We start from the raw sequence: 15,199 nt of genomic DNA on the forward strand, positions 1-15,199 counted from the left end.
GAACCGCGGCCGCGCCGGGTTCGCAGCCGCTCAGTCCGCGGCTGGCTTGCGCAGATGGTGGATCCAGGCCGGGGGGATGTTGGCCATCACGCGCTCGGTGCCGATGCCGTAGCGGTTGACCCACTCCTCCACGACCCAGCTGGACCGGGCCTGGCGCAGGTAGTCCTCGCGGGGTGCGATGACCGCCTTGACCTGCTTGGTGTAGAGGTAGCCGAACAGCGAGAGGTGGCCGCCCGGGCGGAGCACGGAGAAGTAGTACTCCAGGATCTCGCGGACCTCCTCGGCCGTGAAGTTGGCGAAGGGGAGACCGGAGACGATGACGTCGTAGCTGCGGTCGGGGCCGAGGTCGGTGACCAGGGCCTGGTGCACCGTCGCGCTGTCGGCGGCGGCGCTGAGTTCGGGGTCGGTGGCGAGCAGCTCGGCGAGGTGGCCGGCGAACTCCGGGTTGGACTCGACCAGGTCGAGGGTGTCCCCCTTGCGCATGTGCTCGACGATCACTCGGGAGACGGCTCCCGTGCCGGCGCCCCCCTCCATGATCGAGAGCGGAGCACCGGGGTCCTCGCGTTCGTCGACGAACCGGGCCAGCGCGTGTCCGAGGGCGCGGCTGCTGGGAGCCACGGCGCCCGTCGCGCGGAAGGTGCGGAACGCCTGCCGGAGGAAGAGCCCGGCGTCGCGAAGCCGCGAATCGAGACCAGTGGATTGCAGAGGTGTCTGTGGCGCTGCCATGCCAGAACGGTAGTGCCTTTGGCCGTAAGCCGCAGGTTAGGCGTTCCGGTGTGTGGCGTGGAACACGCCGGGTGCGGGGTGCGCCAGAGGTGATGGCGCGGGCATCCGCGGACATATCCCCCGGACACGGCCGACCGGTCGCATGCCGACCGCCCGCGGGTAGCGGATCAGAGCCGTATACCCGCGACGCCCGCGCACCCGGGCGGTACGCACGTCGTGCGCCGGGAAGGCCCCGAGTACCGAACGAGACCGGGCCGCAGCCCCCGAACCAGAAAGCGAGCAGCCGTGAGCCACACCGAGGACCCGTCCGAATCCGCCGGCACCGCCTCCGGCGGGCGCGCCCGGCACCGCCGCACCGCGCTGGTCACCGGCGCGTCGTCGGGCATCGGCGAGGAGTACGCGCGCCAACTGGCCCGGCGCGGCTACGATCTCGTACTCGTCGCGCGCCGCGCCGAGCGGGTCGAAGCGCTCGCCGGGGAGTTGGTCGAGCAGTGCGGGGTGGCGGCCGTCGCGCTGCCGGCCGACCTCGGCGACCCCGGCGACCTCGCCCGCCTGGAGGAGCGGCTGCGCGCCGACGGCACGGGGGAGGCCGCGCCTATCGACCTGCTGGTCAACAACGCGGGCACAGGCGGCGGCGGGCACTTCGCCGAGCAGGACACCGACGAGATCGACAGCATGCTCGACCTCAACGTCCGTGCCGTGCTGCATCTGGCCCGGGCGGTCATCCCGGTGCAGATCTCCCGCCGCCGCGCCGCGGGGACCGGATCCGGCGCCGCGCTGCACATGGGCGTCATCAACGTCTCCTCGATGGCCGCGCAGCTGGTCGCCAACCCCGGGGGAGCGGTCTACGGCGGCACCAAGTCCTTCGTGCGGCTGTGGAGTGAGAGCGTGGCACTGGAGGTCGCCGGGTCGGGCGTGCACGTCACCGCGGTGCTGCCCGGGTATGTGCGCACCGAGATGACGCGCAAGGTGCAGGAGAGCGGGCTGCCGGGATTCGCGTTCGTGCCCAAGGAGCGCATCGTCGCCGAGTCGCTGCGGGCCTGGGCGGCCGGGCGCACCTCGGTGGTGCCCGGACCGCAGTACAAGACCGCCGACGGCCTGCTGCGGCTGATCCCGCGCGGCCTGTTCAACTCGGTCGCGCGCCGCGGCGCCGTCCAGGAGGTGCAGAGCCGGTTGGAGTGAGGCGGCGCGTGCCGGGCGGGCGGCGGGCTCGCGGTCGTTCCCGGGGGTGCCGCCCGCCACCGTGTCCGCCCCGGTGCCGGACGGCGGGAGGCGCGGCGTCACCCGCTGTTCGGCCGAGTGAGGTCACGAGCAAGGGTGGCGGGCGCCTAGGGTAGGAGGGCACGCCGCCTGAGGAAAGTGATCATGAAGACCTTCGATGAGCTGTTCGCCGAGCTGTCCGACAAGGCGCGTTCGCGCCCGGAGGGCTCGGGTACGGTCGCGGCGCTGGACGCGGGTGTGCACGCCATCGGCAAGAAGGTCGTCGAAGAGGCCGCAGAGGTGTGGATGGCCGCCGAGTACGAGTCCGAGGACGCCGCGGCCGAGGAGATCTCCCAGCTGCTCTACCACCTGCAGGTGCTGATGCTGGCCCGCGGGCTGAGCCTCAGCGACGTCTACCGGCATCTGTAGGCCGGTCCGGGCAGTCCGCGACCCCCGGCCGGCCGGCCACCGCGCCCCTGTCGACGCCGACTTGACGAGGACACCCCTTCCATGGCTGACCAGCTCCGAATCGCCGTGCCCAACAAGGGCCAGCTCGCCGACCCCGCCGCCGCGATGCTCCGCGAGGCGGGATACCGCCAGCGCAAGGACAGCCGCGACCTGGTGATGGTCGACCCCGAGAACGAGACCGAGTTCTTCTTCCTGCGGCCCAAGGACATCGCCGTCTACGTAGGCGAGGGCATCCTGCAGGCCGGCATCACCGGCCGCGACATGCTGCTCGACTCCGGCGCCCCCGTGGAGGAGGCGCTGCCACTGGGATTCGGCGGCTCCACCTTCCGCTTCGCCGCGCGCGGCGGCGCCGAGATGACCGTCGAAGACCTCAAGGGCAAGCGCGTCGCGACCTCCTTCGAGGGCCTGCTGGACCGCTACCTGGCCGATCGCGGGATCGACGCCCGCGTCATCCACCTCGACGGCGCGGTGGAGAGCTCCATCCAGCTGGGCGTGGCCGACGCGGTGGCCGACGTCGTCTCGACCGGCACGACGCTGCGCAACGCCGGTCTGGAGCTGTTCGGCGAGCCCATCCTGACGTCGGAGGCCGTGGTGATCCGGCCGCGCGGCGCGGAGGACGATCCCAAGGTCGAGCAGCTGCTGCGTCGGCTGCGCGGGGTCCTGGTGGCGCGTGACTACGTGATGATGGACTACGACGTCCACGCCGAGCAGCTCGACGACGCCGTGGACCTCACCCCCGGGATGGAGGGCCCGACGGTGTCGCCGCTGCACCGCGAGGGCTGGGTCGCCGTCCGCGCCATGGTCCCCCGCGCCGCCGCGCAGCGCATCATGGACGACCTCTGGCAACTGGGCGCACGCGCGATCCTGGTCACCGACATCTACGCCTGCCGCCTGTGACCCGCGCCGCCCGGGGGCGGCGACGCGCTCCCGCGGCGGCCGCCCGTCGACCGCACCCGCGGCGGCGCCGAACCGGCGGCCGGGCCGGTAGGAGTAGCCGCCGCGCAGAAGGCGCGGACCGCAGCCGCATGGGCGGGCCGCAACCGGGGCGCGGCCCGCCGGGTGGGTATGCTCCCACTTCGTCAGAGTGCGCAGCGGCTGCGCCGACGGGACGGAGGTGGACCGGTGAATCCAGCCGCGCCGGGCTTCGGAGCCGAGGTGGAGCCGGAGTTCCTCGACCGTACGGCGGGCGCCGCGGGCGGCGAGCTCGTGCTGCGCCGGGTCGGGGAGCACTTCGAGATCATCAGCAACGGCGTTTTCCTGATGGACACCCGCGACGGCGCGTCCGAGCGGGAGATGGTGCGGGCCTGCCTCGCGGCGGTGCGGGAGGCCCGCGGCGGCGCAGCGGGGCTGCGGGTGCTCATCGGCGGACTCGGCGTCGGGTTCTCCGCGCGCGAGGCCCTGGACGACGCGGGCGTGGAGCGCGTGCGGGTGGTCGAGCTGGAGCCCTCGGTGGTGGAGTGGCACCGCGGTCCGCTGGGTGCCGTGGCGGGTGAGCCGCTCTCCGATCCGCGTTGCGAGGTCGTCTGCGCCGACCTGGTCACCTGGCTCGCCGACGCCGCCGAGGATGCCTTGGCCGAAGGGCCGTGGGCTGATGTGATCTGTCTGGACACCGACAACGGTCCGGACTGGACGGTGATCGAACGCAACGGCCGCCTCTACGAACGCGCCGCTCTCGCACGGCTGCGGCGGCTGCTGCGGCCCGGCGGCGCCGTCGCGTTCTGGAGCGCCATGCGCGCGCCGGGGTTCGCGGCGCTGCTGGAGGAGGAGTTCGGCGCGGTCGAGGCCCTTGAGGTTCCCGCCCGGGCGGGTGAGCCCGACGTCGTCTACCTGGCGCGGGCGCCCGCCGTCCGATGAGTCCCGAACGGTCGGACCGCCTTGTCCGCCGCAGCAGCGCCGGACACGACGAAGGGGACGCGCCCGTGGCACGCCCCCTTGTCGGCGCCGCGGTTCACTCCGCCTGGGAGCCGCTGTCGGCCTGCTGCTTCTCGATCTCCTTGCGGACCTCTTCCATGTCCAGCTCGCGCGCCTGGCGGATGAGGTCCTCCAGGCTCTCCTTGGGCAGCGCGCCCGGCTGCGCGTAGATCACCGTCTTGTCGCGGACCACCATCAGCGTGGGGATGGACTGGATGTCGAAGCTGGCGGCCAGCTCCTGCTGGTCCTCGGTGTCGACCTTCGCGAAGACCAGGTCGTCGTGCTTCTCCGACGCCTCTTCGTAGACCGGGGCGAACTGCTTGCAGGGGCCGCACCAGGACGCCCAGAAGTCGATGAGAACGAACTCGTTCTCCGTCAGGGTGTCGTTGAAATTGTCCTTGGTGAGCTCGATCGTGGCCACGAAGTCTCCTGGTTGACGGATCGGTTGCGTGTTGCGTGCTGTCTCGTAGAGCGGTCCTGCCCGCTGATTTGTTCCGCAAGCATCGGCGGCGGCACTGATGGGGGGTGTTGTTCGCGGCGGCGGTCTCCGCGAACCCGGCATTCCCGACAAAACTCCTGGGCAATACCGGTTTGGGGGGAATATGGCGAGGTCACTAGGGTCGTAGCGACCACCAGTGGACACGGCCGCCCGGTGCGGCCGAGTACGAAAGAGGAAGGCGATGGCCACGGGGAGAGACCCCTCGATCGAGGGATCGCCGGGCACCGGCGACGAGCGGTCCGGCGGTTCCCGGGGCGTCGAGCCGGACTACCGCTTCACCCTCGCCAACGAGCGGACCTTCCTGGCCTGGATCCGCACCGCACTGGCGCTGATCGCCGGCGCTGTGGCCGTGCTGCACCTGGTCCCGCTGGACTGGCACACGGGGGTGCAGTTGGCGATCGGGTTCGCGCTCACCGGCCTGGCGATAGTCATCACCGTCTACGCGCCGCTGCGCTGGCTGCGCGTGCAGAAGGCGATGCGGCGCGAGCAACCGCTGCCCATGACCGCGCTACCCGTCATCACCGCGGTCGGAGTCGCGGTGGTGTGCGCGGTCGTGCTGTTCGGGAACTACTGGTCGTGAGCGAGAGCAGAGCCGGCCGGCGCGACGGGAGGGGGCCCCGGCGCCGACCGGAGCGCGGTGACGTCCGCGAACTGCGCGGCACCGGCCTGCAGGCCGAACGGACTCTGCTCGCCTGGCAGCGCACGTTGATCGTGCTCATCGCGGTGGCGCTGCTCTACTTGCGCGACCCCTTCCAGGAGGGGGGTCCGCAGGGCGGCGACGACCCGCTGCACCGGCTGATTCCGGTGCTGGGGGTGCTGGTGGCCGTCGGACTGCTCATCGTGCACTTGCGGCGGCGGTGGCGCGCCACCGAGCACGGGCTGCGCGACGACCGGACGGGCCGACCGCCCGCTCCCGTCGCGCGCCCCTGGGCGCTGGTCCTGACGAGCGCGGCGGTCGCGGCGCTGGCGCTCGCGGTCGCCGCGGGAGCGGTGGCGGGCCAGGCGGGCTGGTGGTGAAAGCCGGGGGTATCCGGCCGGACGGGGTGGCAGAGCGTCCTGGCCGGTCCGCCGGAGTCGGCGGGGGCGTCGCTCGTTCGGGAAAAGCGCCACGGGGGCCGGACAGCGGGAGTCCGGCCCGGCGCACTCGGAGTCCGGTCAGGAGGCCAGAGCCGCGTGCGGTGACGGGTCATCCGCTCGCTTGTAGTCGATGATGGAGTTGATGATGTCGTCGAGGCGCCACCGGGGCTCGTAGTCGATGAGGCTGCCGGCCAGCGCGGTGTCGGGCATGCGGCGGCGCATGTCCTCGTAGCCCTCGCCGTAGGCGTCCTCGTAGGACACGTACCGCATCTCGCTGGTCGAGCCCGTGAGCTCGATCACGCGCTCGGCCAGCCCGACGATGGAGACCTCCTCCAATCCGCCGAGGTTCACGGCCCGGTTGTAGGCGGCGGGAGCCTCCAGCAGGCGGACCATCGCGGGGACCACGTCGAAGACCGAGCCGAAGCAGCGCCGCTGGGTGCCCTCGCCGTAGACGGTGAGCGGCTCCCCGGCCAGCGCTTGGGCGACGAAGCGGGGCACGACCATGCCGTAGCGCCCGGTCTGGCGCGGGCCCACGATGTTGAAGAACCTGGTGATGACGCAGGGCAGGCCGGAGTCGCTGCCGTGCACGTAGGCGACCAGTTCGTCCAGGCCCTTGGCCGCGGCGTAGGACCAGCGGCTCTTCAGCGGCGAGCCGAGGATGCGGTCGGCGTCCTCGGTGAGCCCGTCGGCGTCGTTCTTGCCGTAGACCTCGCTGGTGGAGGCGACGAGGTAGCGGGCGCCGCGGTCTACGGCCGCCTCGACGACGTTCTCGGTGCCGTGCAGGTTGGTGCGCAGCGACTCCAGCGGCTTGTCCACGATGGTGTGCACGCCGACCGCCGCCGCCAGGTGGAACACGGTGTCGCTGTCGGCGATCGCCTCGCCGACCAGCGCTTTGTCCAGAATCGATCCCTTCACCAGTTCGAATCGCGGATGCCCGTTGAGCTGCTCCAGGTTGGCCTCGGAGCCGGTCGACATGTCGTCCAGGGCGATGACCTGATGCCCTTCGGCTATCAGGTGGTCGCACAGGTGCGATCCGATGAATCCGGCTCCGCCGGTCACAACGGCCTTCAACTTGCCTCCCCTAACAGGGTGCCTTGGGATACGCGGTTGTCGAATCATGCGGGGGTTCATCGGTCCGAGTCGTACTCAGACCAGCCAGCGCATCGCGTGATAGCCCTCTGCGAATGCGACCCCGCCCTGCATCCCGCGCAGTACGGACAGGCTCTGAAGGGTGAGCTCGGACCGTGTGTGCGGGTGATCGTGGAATTGGCTGCCGTAGAGGCGCATGGCGGCGATCTTGGCGTCGACGGCGGCCTGGTCGAGCTCGACCAGCAGGTTCGGCGCGGTGGTCGGCTCGTTGCGCCACTGATCGGCGGCCTCCTCGTAGGCGAGCACGAGGCGGGGGTGGTGGCGGAGCCGGGTGTCGGAGGGGCGCAGCGCGGTGTGCACCGCCTCGGCGGCCGCCTGGTGGTCCTGGTTGTAGCTCAGCCGGTGCGGTGCGAGTACCACCGTGGGTTCGACGTTGGCGACCGAGAGGGGGCTGAGCCGCTCGATCATGTTGGCGACCTCGAAGCGGGGCACCGCATCAAGGCGCAGGTGGTAGTCGTCGCCGGGGAAGGCGATGTGCCAGTCGTCCCAGCGGAAGTGGTCGGCGACCGCCTTTATCTCGCCCACGCGCTCGTCGGCGGTGGAGAAGCCCTTGGCGGAGATGTCGGCGGTGTCGCCGACGGTGAGGAACTGGAGGTATACCTCGGCGCCGGCGCTTTTGGCCTTGTGCATGAGGCCTCCGCAGCCGAGTACTTCGTCGTCGGGGTGGGGGGCGATGACCAGGAGTCGCTGCGCGGACCAGTCGAACATGATGCGGCGTCCTTCTACGGGGGATCGGGGTGATCAGCGCTCGAAGAGCCGGCGCGGCGTCCGCGGGGCGAGCGGGGAGGTGCGGACGCGGTCGGCTCGGATTCCTTCGAGCTGTTGCGGTGCAGCGGGTACCGAGGGGAGCGGGGCGCCGGCGCCGGGCGAGTCCGGCGCGGGAGGCTAGCCCTCCTCCGGGTCTGCGCGTCTGTCGCGCAGAAGGCGCAGCCCGGCCGACGGGCCGGCGTTGACCAGCAGGTCCAGTGCTGCCATACGAGGCAGGAAGTCCGCGTCGGCCCGGTTGTGCTGTGGGTAACGGGGGTGCTGGAACCGCTGCCACTCCACCTCGATGCCGTAGCGGTGGAAGACCTCGGTGTCGATGTAGTCGCGCGCGCCGTCGCCGGAGAGCATGGAGGTGGCGCCGACCTTCGCGGCCACCTGCGCCAGCAGTTCGCTCTTCTGGCCGGGGAACTCGCCGAGTTCGCTCGCGCGCACGATGGGTGTGCGGATCCCGAACGCGTCGAGGGCGGTGCGCGTCGTGGCCGTCGCGAGGTCGGTCAGACGCTCCCAATCCTGCTCGTAGACGCCCAGAATCCGCGCGCGGAACTCCTCCCAGAACGGCGCGCCCCGGTAGCAGTGCTCCGCCAGGGTCCGGTGGTGTTTCTCGCGCCACGGGTGAGAGTTGTCGATCATTTTGTCCAGTATTCGCTCACCGCGTGCTCCTTGGATTACCGGAACGGTGAGCAGCACCGGACCGCCCTTCGCAGCCACGTAGTTGCGGTTCTGCCAGCCCCGGCGCTCGTATTGCACATGATCGAGCACGACAAAGAGGTCGCTCTGATCTGCCTTGTCGATGAGTCCCAACCACGGCAGGTAATGCGGCTGATGCATGGCGACGCGCACGGCGGTTCCTCTCCGAGGCGGGTACGACACGTGGAGTTCTGTTGACCAGTGCGGATCCCGCGGCGTCGGCCCTGCTTGCGGGCGCGGGGCCGGCTGATCCGACTACGGGGTAGACGATCTCGGTTGATATCGGTCGAACCAACGGGTAATACGAAGAATCTACGGACATCGGGTCGTACTGCTGGCTCCCTCAGGTATTGCACCAACGTGCACCACCATCCGCAAGTCCATGCATAAGATTTATGTGGCCTAGATAGGACGCCGGATTCCGTGAACTTCCGGCATCACGGGAACGTCAGCTTATCGCCGACTCTTGTCAGCCCCTTCGGTCGAACCTGGCCCCCTGCCCTGAACCCCCTGTCAGGAGGACAATCCGTGCGTACGGCGCGTTTCATCGGAAGTTGGCTCGCCGGGGTGATCGCCCTGACGCTGGCCGTGACGTTCTTCGTGCAGTGGTTGCGCTTCGCGCTGGGTTCCGCGACCGAGGCCACGCCAATGCCACTGCTGCTCGGCATGGCCTTCGGCGTCAACCTCCTCGTATGGAGCCTCGTGGGGGCCGCGCGGCTCGGCGACGACTCCGTCCGTGCGCTTGCGGCGCGCAGGCGCGGCCCCGCCCGCCGGCGGTCGCGCGCCGCCGCATCAAGCCCAGCACTGGAAGGCGCAGCGGAGCCGGGCGGCCGCGCCGCCCTCGCCGGCGCCGCCGAGGCGGACGGTGACCGGGTGCTGGTGCGCTCCCGCGCCGGGGGGCCGCATCCGGGCGGCTCCGGCGGCTCGGCCGGATGGGGCTCCGCCGAGGACGGCGGCCGGGAGCCGCGGGAGCGGGCCGCGGCGGGCGGCGCGCCCGCTGCGGTGCAGGCCCCGGCCGACCCTCGGCGGATCAACCTGGCCGTGGTGATCCCCGCCCACAACGAGGAGCCGGTGATCGACGCCGCGATCACCTCGGCGCTGCGGCTGTTCGACCGCTGGGACATCTACGTCGTGTCGGACAGCTCGCGCGACGCCACCGCCGACATCGCCGCCGAGACCGGCGTCAACGTGCTGGAGCTGCTGACCAACCGCGGCAAGGCGGGAGCCATCGAGGCGGTCATCGAGGAGTTCGAGCTCACCGAGAATTACGAAGGCGTGGTCATCCTCGACGCCGACACCGAACTGGACGCCGGCTACGTCGAAGGCGCCCGCCGCCAACTCGGCGACCCTCACGTGGCAGCCGTGGCGGGTTTCGTGGTGGCCGAGTGGAAACCCAAGCAGCGCACGGTCGTCGGGCGGCTGATCTCCGCCTACCGCGACCGCCTGTACTGGCTGCTGCAGTACCTGCTGCGCTTCGGCCAGACCTGGCGGCACAGCAGCGTCTCTTTCATCGTCCCCGGCTTCGCGAGCGTGTACCGCACCCGCTCCCTGAAGGGCATCGACATCAACCCCAAGGGCCTGGTGATCGAGGACTTCAACATGACCTTCGAGGTGCACCACAAGCGCCTCGGCCGGATCTCCATGAACCCCGACACCAAGGCCTACTGCCAGGATCCCTTCACCATGGGCGACTACGTCAAGCAGGTGCGCCGCTGGACCCTGGGCTTCTGGCAGACGGTGCGCCGGCACGGAATCTGGCCCAGCCTGTTCTGGTTCGCCCTGTTCTTCTACATCCTGGAGGTGGTGGTCGTCTCGGTCCTGCTGCTGGCCACGGCGGCGCTGGGCCTGTTCACCCTCCTCCCGCCGCTGACCGGCGGCGCGGTGCTGGAGATCGCCGGATACGCGAGCGGCTACACGGCGGTCACCGCGGTGCTGCCGCTGACCACCATCCTCATCGGACTGTTCGTCCCCGACTACGTCCTCACCTGCCTGCTGGCGACCGTCCGGCGCCGGCCCAGCTACCTCGTCTACGGGCTGTTCTTCCTGCCGATGCGGGTGATCGACGCCTACCTCACGCTGCGCACGCTTCCGCAGGCGTGGACCGCCAAGTCCGACGGCCGCTGGAAGAGCCCCACGCGCGCATCGGGGGTGTAGAAGGGGGCGGCCGCCGCGCAGGCGATGCTGTGCGGCGGTGTGAGGCGCCCCGCATCGGGTGCCCTCGATACGGCGATTAGGCTCGACACGGGTCCTCGACTCGGGTCGAGGCACCGCAAGCACTGCGCGGCCGCGCCGGTCCGCGGCCGCCTCGGGCGGCGCCCGCGCCGCGGCGCCGCCCGCCCGCCGACAGCACGAGGTGCCCTGTGGAGAAGAAGCGTCTGCCGTTCGTCCTGTACCGGATACTGGCCTATGCGACCGGCATCCTCCTGTTGCTGCTGACGTTCGTCTCGATGCCGGCCAAGTACCTCATCGGCGAGACCGCGCGCTTCTCGCTGGTGGGTGCGCCCGCGGGCGCCGGCGGGCTGTTCGGCGAGGAATCGGTGCTGATGCCGGTCGTGGCCATCCCGCACGGCTACGTCTACATGGCCTACGTGGTCGTGGTGCTCTGGCTGGCGCTGGACCGGCGCTGGAGCGCCCTGCGCACCGTGGGGGTGGCGCTGGCCGGAACCATCCCCTTCGCCGGGCTGATCATCGAGCACCGGCTGGCCAAGGCCGACAAGTCGGAGCAGGTTACCCGTACGGCCCCGGACCGGCCGAGCGGTGCGGGCGCCTCCGGCGCCGCTCAGGAGGTCCGCGCCACCGACACCTGACCGGCGGTGTCCGAGCCACCCCAGCCGCCCGAGGAAGCGCCGCCGCTGCCGGACTCGTCGCCGCCGTCTGGGCCGCCTCCGCCGCCTGCGGGGTCCGCACCCCCTGCGCCCTCCCGCAGTTCGCGGCGGACCAGCGAGACCCAGAAGACGACGACCGCGGCGGCGAAGACCACCCACTGGGCCGCGTAGCCCGCGTTCCGCCAGTCCCAGACGGTGCGCCGCGGGGGTTCCGGCGGCGGGATCTCGCGCAGGCTCGCACCGGAGCCGTCGGCCGCCTGATCCTGCGGGCGCTGCTCGCCGCGGACGATGTAGCCCTCGTAGAGCCGGTAGGGCCACTCGTTGACCAGCAGCGAGGGGGCGATCCGGGCGACGTGGCCCTCGGGCGTGTCGATGGGGATGTAGCCGTCCTCGGCCTTGTCCGGCGGCTGCAGCCACCCGGTGAGCCGTACTTCGCCCTCCGGCGGTTCGGCGAGCCGGTCCACCGAGTCGGCGGCGCTCTGCGGGATCCATCCGCGGCTGACGGCGATGGCTGTGTTCTTGTCCTCGCCCGTCACGAGCGGCACGACGACGTAGTAGCCTTTCTCACCCTCGGGCGAGAGCGCGGGCGCCAGCCGTTGCCGTCCGGCGTCGTAGACACCGGTGGCCGCCACCGCCTGGTTGCCCTCGTCCTCGGGCATGTACGCCCCCGGCTGGAGCACTTCGCCCAGCGGCCGTGCCTTCGCAAGCTGCTCGACGGGGCTGCTGACCACCTCGCGCGAGGGTTCCTGCGCACGGTCGAACTGCCAGTACCCCATGACGAGGCACACGGCCGAGGCGAGCAGCGCCAGCAGATGTATCCCGAGCCAGCGCGGTTTGACCAAGTCGGAGCGCACGATCCCAGGCTATGCCCGCCCGCACACGCGGCCGCCCCGCCCCCGTATCCGTCCCGGAGTTGACCTTCGGCGCCGTCTCTTGGTTCGGGGGTTGAGTGGACATGGACATTACTTTAAGTAATTCGCCGTGACTGAGGGTTGTTTCGGCAGGTCGAGATCGGTAGTCTCTGTAACCAGAGCGAGAGAGAAGCGCTCCGGCCGCTCTCCCGCCACAACATAGAGCTTTCCCAGGTCGCGACTCCAGGGGGGAGGAGTCGGCGACCGTTCCCAGGCGAGGGCCGCATCCGTGATTTTGAGGGGGGACACGGAGGCGGCCCTCGCGTCATGTTCGGGGCGGTTCCCGGCGAGGCGCCTCCCGACGGCGGGGCACCCTCGCGCTCCGCTGCGGAGCCCTCCTGTGGATAACAGGGCGGGGTCGGTGCGGCCGACTTATTCTGGCCATGCAAGCCTTCGTACGCCACGGGCGGGAGGACCCCCACATGAGCGTTCTCGAGCGCGAGATGTATACCGAGGCCGAAGCCGCCCGGCTCCTCGGAGTCGCCCAGTCGACGCTGCATTACTGGCTGGAGGGCGGCGAGCGCAGAGGCAAGAGCTACCGCCCGATCATCCGCGACGTCGCCCGTGGGGTTAGAACCGTGACCTGGGCCGAGTTCGTCGAGGCTGGTCTGCTTCGCGAGTACCGGCAGACGCACCGGGTGCCGATGCTCGAACTGCGCCAGTTCGTCGACCTGCTGCGCAATCGGTTCGGCGTGCCGTACCCGCTGGCTGACCGCCGTCCCTATGCATCGGGACGAACCCTCGTCCACGAGGCACAAGTCGCGGCAGGGCTGGAGGCGGAGTTCTGTTTGGTCGCTGTGGCGAACGAGCAACTTCTGCTGACTCCGCCCTCGCAGGCTTTCCTGCAGCGTGTCGAGTGGGACGACGATGTCGCGGCGGGGTGGCGGCCGGACGCCAATCCCGGGTCTTCTGTGCTCGTGAGCCCCACGGTGAGGTTCGGCAAGCCCGCTGTCAACGGGGTGAGCACCGAGGCCATCTGGGAGCAGGCTGAAGCCGATGAGGAGATCGCGGACATCGCGGACGTCTACGCCTTGACTACGGCCGATGTCCGGTGGGCGCTCGCCTACGAGAACTCCCGTCGCGCCGCATGAGCCCGCTCAAGCCGGCCGAGGCGCGGTTCTACTTCGATGCCGACGTGCTCGGGTTGGCCCATGTGCTGGCATCGTTGCGCTCCGATGTCACCTACCCGGGAGATCCCGGCGGCGTTACGCACAAGCGGCGCCGCCCGGCCTGCCCTGTCGCCGAGACCAGCGTCAAGGATGACGTGTGGATCCCCGAGGTGACCGCCCGGGGGTGGCTGATCATCACTCGGGACAGCAGAATCCAGCACCGTACCCGCGAGATCCATGCTGTACAGGAGCACGGCGCCCGGATGGTTGCGCTGAGCGGTGAAGAGGCCATCGGCAAGTTCGCCCAGTTGGAGCCTCATGTGCCGATGGCGGGACGTGTTGAGCTGTACGGCTGAACAGGGCCCGTTCGTCTATGCCGCTACCCGTACCCGCATGCGCAGAGTGGCCCTCGGCCGTCCGTGAGGTCCGAGGCGACGGCCGTCGCGGAGCCGCGGTGAGCCGGAAGTCCGACCGCCGTCCGACGACGCTCCCGGCAACCGGGGCTTTCGGTCATGTGCCGCGGGCGGAAGTCCCGAAGGGCGCATGGAATTAGAAATCCGGGCGATCGGAATGTTTCGGCGTTCCTGTCTCGTTTCCGGCTTCTGTCAGGTCATTCGGCCTGTCCGATGTCTATTCGGGAATGATCATCGCGACTGACCTGGGTGGATAAGACAAATTGCGGAAAAAGCCACGAGAAGCCCGGCTTTGCCTCTATCCTCAGAGAGGTCGCGCGGTGCGGAATATGTCCGTTCCGAGTGGCGGGTCCGTTCCGTTCATGCAAGGGAGCGCTGTGGTTCTCTTCGATCAGGAGATGCGGGAGATGCTGCATCTGGACGGGGTGCTCAGCGTGTGCCTCGTGAACTGGCACGAAGTCCGCGCTCTCGCCTGCTACGGCGCCGACGACACCGCTCGGGCTCCGCAGGCCGCCGCTCTGGTCCGGGCGGTCGTCGAGGGGCCCCTGGAGCACGGGCGGACGGTGGAGGACATGGTCGTCACCGAAGGCGGCCACCACCTGCTCTACGCGGTCCTCGACCCCTCGGGACTGTGCGTGCAGGTGCGTATGGATCGCGCGGGCAGCCTCGGCCTCGCCCGGCACCGGCTGCGCTGCCTGGTCGAACAGGCGAGAAAGCCCCCCTCCCCCGACGTCCGGCGCGAGCGGGGGACTCCGGCGCCGGCGGCGGTTACCACGGTCGAGCGTCCGGTGCTCGTCCGCGTCCTCAACGCCCTGCGGGAGCTGTCGACCGGCAGCGCCCGGGTGGGCGAGGTGGTCGCTTGACCGGTCGGCCGCCGCGGGGACAGGGCCGCGGGCTGCGCCGCTGGATCGCCGAGCGGCCGGTGCTGCTCCGGCTCACCCACAGAAGAGAGAGGGATATGGCCAATATCGATTCCGGGCTCAAGGAAATGATGGAGATCGAAGGGGCGATCGGTGCCGCGGTCGTCGACTACGGCAGCGGAATGGCGCTGGGCACGCTGTCGTCCACCAACTCCTTCGATCTCAATGTGGCCGCCGCGGGAAACACCGAGGTGGTCCGCGCGAAGATTCGCACAACCGAACAACTCGGTCTCAACGAGACGATCGAGGACATCCTCATCACCCTGGCCACCCAGTACCACATCATCCGCCCGCTCACCAGCCGCAAAGGCCAAGGGCTCTTCCTCTACCTGGCCATGGACCGCGCGCGGGGAAATCTCGCGATGGCCCGCCACCGGCTCAGGGCGATCGAGGAGAACCTGGAGCCCTGACCGTCGCGCGTCCGGTGCCGCCGGTCCCGCGAGGCAGGCCGAAAGCCGCCGAGCGGGCACGGCCGGCGGCAGCCGGGTCGGCGGCGGTCGGCGCGTCGGCGCGTGCGGGATTCTGCCCGTCGCAGAACG

General features: G+C 70.4%; 18 protein-coding genes. 12 read left to right on the plus strand and 6 right to left on the minus strand.

Annotated elements, in window-relative coordinates:
• Positions 1-30: 30 nt before the first annotated feature.
• A complete protein-coding gene (locus EKD16_RS01005; RefSeq protein ID WP_131096637.1) occupies positions 31-726 on the minus strand; it encodes a class I SAM-dependent methyltransferase in 696 nt (231 codons plus the stop codon).
• A 285-nt stretch (positions 727-1,011) separates the two neighbouring features.
• Here EKD16_RS01005 and EKD16_RS01010 point away from each other — a divergent pair, with 285 nt between their 5' ends.
• The 4 genes from EKD16_RS01010 (at position 1,012) to EKD16_RS01025 (ending at position 4,248) form a co-directional block, all read left to right on the plus strand.
• The gene (locus EKD16_RS01010) at positions 1,012-1,908 is read left to right on the plus strand and encodes an SDR family NAD(P)-dependent oxidoreductase (protein ID WP_242677180.1); all 897 of its coding nucleotides are present in this window, start codon (positions 1,012-1,014) and stop codon (positions 1,906-1,908) included.
• A 183-nt stretch (positions 1,909-2,091) separates the two neighbouring features.
• On the plus strand, positions 2,092-2,355 hold the full coding sequence (locus EKD16_RS01015) for a phosphoribosyl-ATP diphosphatase (protein WP_131096638.1): 264 nt from the start codon (positions 2,092-2,094) through the stop codon (positions 2,353-2,355).
• An 81-nt stretch (positions 2,356-2,436) separates the two neighbouring features.
• On the plus strand, positions 2,437-3,291 hold the full coding sequence (gene hisG, locus EKD16_RS01020; RefSeq protein WP_131096639.1) for an ATP phosphoribosyltransferase: 855 nt from the start codon (positions 2,437-2,439) through the stop codon (positions 3,289-3,291).
• A gap of 225 nt (positions 3,292-3,516) precedes the next feature.
• A complete protein-coding gene (locus tag EKD16_RS01025) occupies positions 3,517-4,248 on the plus strand; it encodes a spermine/spermidine synthase domain-containing protein (RefSeq protein WP_394347301.1) in 732 nt (243 codons plus the stop codon).
• 94 nt (positions 4,249-4,342) lie between these two features.
• Here the strand turns inward: EKD16_RS01025 and trxA are convergent, their stop codons facing one another.
• The gene (gene trxA / locus EKD16_RS01030) at positions 4,343-4,726 is read right to left on the minus strand and encodes a thioredoxin (RefSeq protein WP_131096641.1); all 384 of its coding nucleotides are present in this window, start codon (positions 4,724-4,726) and stop codon (positions 4,343-4,345) included.
• Positions 4,727-4,985: 259 nt separating this feature from the next.
• Here trxA and EKD16_RS01035 point away from each other — a divergent pair, with 259 nt between their 5' ends.
• Positions 4,986-5,384 (plus strand): YidH family protein, encoded by a 399-nt coding sequence (locus tag EKD16_RS01035; RefSeq protein WP_131096642.1) that lies wholly within the window; start codon positions 4,986-4,988, stop codon positions 5,382-5,384.
• Positions 5,385-5,455: 71 nt separating this feature from the next.
• Positions 5,456-5,821, plus strand: coding sequence for a DUF202 domain-containing protein (locus tag EKD16_RS01040; protein WP_131101875.1), 366 nt, complete (start codon positions 5,456-5,458; stop codon positions 5,819-5,821).
• A 138-nt stretch (positions 5,822-5,959) separates the two neighbouring features.
• Here EKD16_RS01040 and EKD16_RS01045 read toward each other — a convergent pair whose 3' ends face one another.
• From EKD16_RS01045 to EKD16_RS01055, 3 genes are all read right to left on the minus strand, one after another.
• Positions 5,960-6,952, minus strand: a complete 993-nt coding sequence (locus tag EKD16_RS01045; RefSeq protein WP_131096643.1) for an NAD-dependent epimerase/dehydratase family protein — start codon at positions 6,950-6,952, stop codon at positions 5,960-5,962.
• 75 nt (positions 6,953-7,027) lie between these two features.
• Complete coding sequence (locus tag EKD16_RS01050) at positions 7,028-7,741, minus strand: PIG-L deacetylase family protein (RefSeq protein WP_131096644.1); 714 nt, start codon at positions 7,739-7,741, stop codon at positions 7,028-7,030.
• Positions 7,742-7,915: 174 nt separating this feature from the next.
• Positions 7,916-8,635 (minus strand): WbqC family protein, encoded by a 720-nt coding sequence (locus tag EKD16_RS01055; protein ID WP_131096645.1) that lies wholly within the window; start codon positions 8,633-8,635, stop codon positions 7,916-7,918.
• A 375-nt stretch (positions 8,636-9,010) separates the two neighbouring features.
• Here EKD16_RS01055 and EKD16_RS01060 point away from each other — a divergent pair, with 375 nt between their 5' ends.
• Together EKD16_RS01060 and EKD16_RS01065 are read left to right on the plus strand one after the other, a co-directional pair.
• On the plus strand, positions 9,011-10,636 hold the full coding sequence (locus EKD16_RS01060; protein ID WP_207391404.1) for a glycosyltransferase: 1,626 nt from the start codon (positions 9,011-9,013) through the stop codon (positions 10,634-10,636).
• A 206-nt stretch (positions 10,637-10,842) separates the two neighbouring features.
• Complete coding sequence (locus EKD16_RS01065) at positions 10,843-11,289, plus strand: DUF3817 domain-containing protein (RefSeq protein WP_131096646.1); 447 nt, start codon at positions 10,843-10,845, stop codon at positions 11,287-11,289.
• On the opposite strand, the gene EKD16_RS01070 is transcribed toward EKD16_RS01065, so the two are convergent.
• Positions 11,262-12,161, minus strand: coding sequence for an SURF1 family protein (locus EKD16_RS01070; RefSeq protein WP_131096647.1), 900 nt, complete (start codon positions 12,159-12,161; stop codon positions 11,262-11,264). The genes EKD16_RS01065 and EKD16_RS01070 overlap by 28 nt on opposite strands.
• Positions 12,162-12,640: 479 nt before the next feature.
• Between EKD16_RS01070 and EKD16_RS01075 the strand changes: the two genes are divergently transcribed.
• The 4 genes from EKD16_RS01075 to EKD16_RS01090 all read left to right on the plus strand — a co-directional run bounded on the left by EKD16_RS01075 (position 12,641) and on the right by EKD16_RS01090 (position 15,070).
• Positions 12,641-13,309, plus strand: coding sequence for a DUF433 domain-containing protein (locus tag EKD16_RS01075; RefSeq protein WP_165498467.1), 669 nt, complete (start codon positions 12,641-12,643; stop codon positions 13,307-13,309).
• On the plus strand, positions 13,306-13,683 hold the full coding sequence (locus tag EKD16_RS01080) for a PIN-like domain-containing protein (protein ID WP_131096649.1): 378 nt from the start codon (positions 13,306-13,308) through the stop codon (positions 13,681-13,683). The genes EKD16_RS01075 and EKD16_RS01080 overlap by 4 nt, the downstream gene beginning before the upstream one ends.
• A 434-nt stretch (positions 13,684-14,117) precedes the next feature.
• The gene (locus tag EKD16_RS01085; protein ID WP_242677181.1) at positions 14,118-14,603 is read left to right on the plus strand and encodes a hypothetical protein; all 486 of its coding nucleotides are present in this window, start codon (positions 14,118-14,120) and stop codon (positions 14,601-14,603) included.
• A gap of 95 nt (positions 14,604-14,698) precedes the next feature.
• A complete protein-coding gene (locus tag EKD16_RS01090) occupies positions 14,699-15,070 on the plus strand; it encodes a hypothetical protein (RefSeq protein WP_131096651.1) in 372 nt (123 codons plus the stop codon).
• Positions 15,071-15,199: the final 129 nt, after the last annotated feature.

Source organism: Streptomonospora litoralis (assembly GCF_004323735.1).
GTDB classification, from domain to species: domain Bacteria; phylum Actinomycetota; class Actinomycetes; order Streptosporangiales; family Streptosporangiaceae; genus Streptomonospora; species Streptomonospora litoralis.

Bases quoted from the DNA above. Each gene is read 5' to 3' on its own strand.
- EKD16_RS01080 (WP_131096649.1), top strand. From the start codon at position 13,306: ATGAGCCCGCTCAAGCCGGCCGAGGCGCGGTTCTACTTCGATGCCGAC.
- EKD16_RS01075 (WP_165498467.1), top strand. From the start codon at position 12,641: ATGAGCGTTCTCGAGCGCGAGATGTATACCGAGGCCGAAGCCGCCCGG.
- hisG (WP_131096639.1), top strand. From the start codon at position 2,437: ATGGCTGACCAGCTCCGAATCGCCGTGCCCAACAAGGGCCAGCTCGCC.
- EKD16_RS01005 (WP_131096637.1), bottom strand. From the start codon at position 726: ATGGCAGCGCCACAGACACCTCTGCAATCCACTGGTCTCGATTCGCGG.
- EKD16_RS01035 (WP_131096642.1), top strand. From the start codon at position 4,986: ATGGCCACGGGGAGAGACCCCTCGATCGAGGGATCGCCGGGCACCGGC.
- EKD16_RS01090 (WP_131096651.1), top strand. From the start codon at position 14,699: ATGGCCAATATCGATTCCGGGCTCAAGGAAATGATGGAGATCGAAGGG.
- EKD16_RS01015 (WP_131096638.1), top strand. From the start codon at position 2,092: ATGAAGACCTTCGATGAGCTGTTCGCCGAGCTGTCCGACAAGGCGCGT.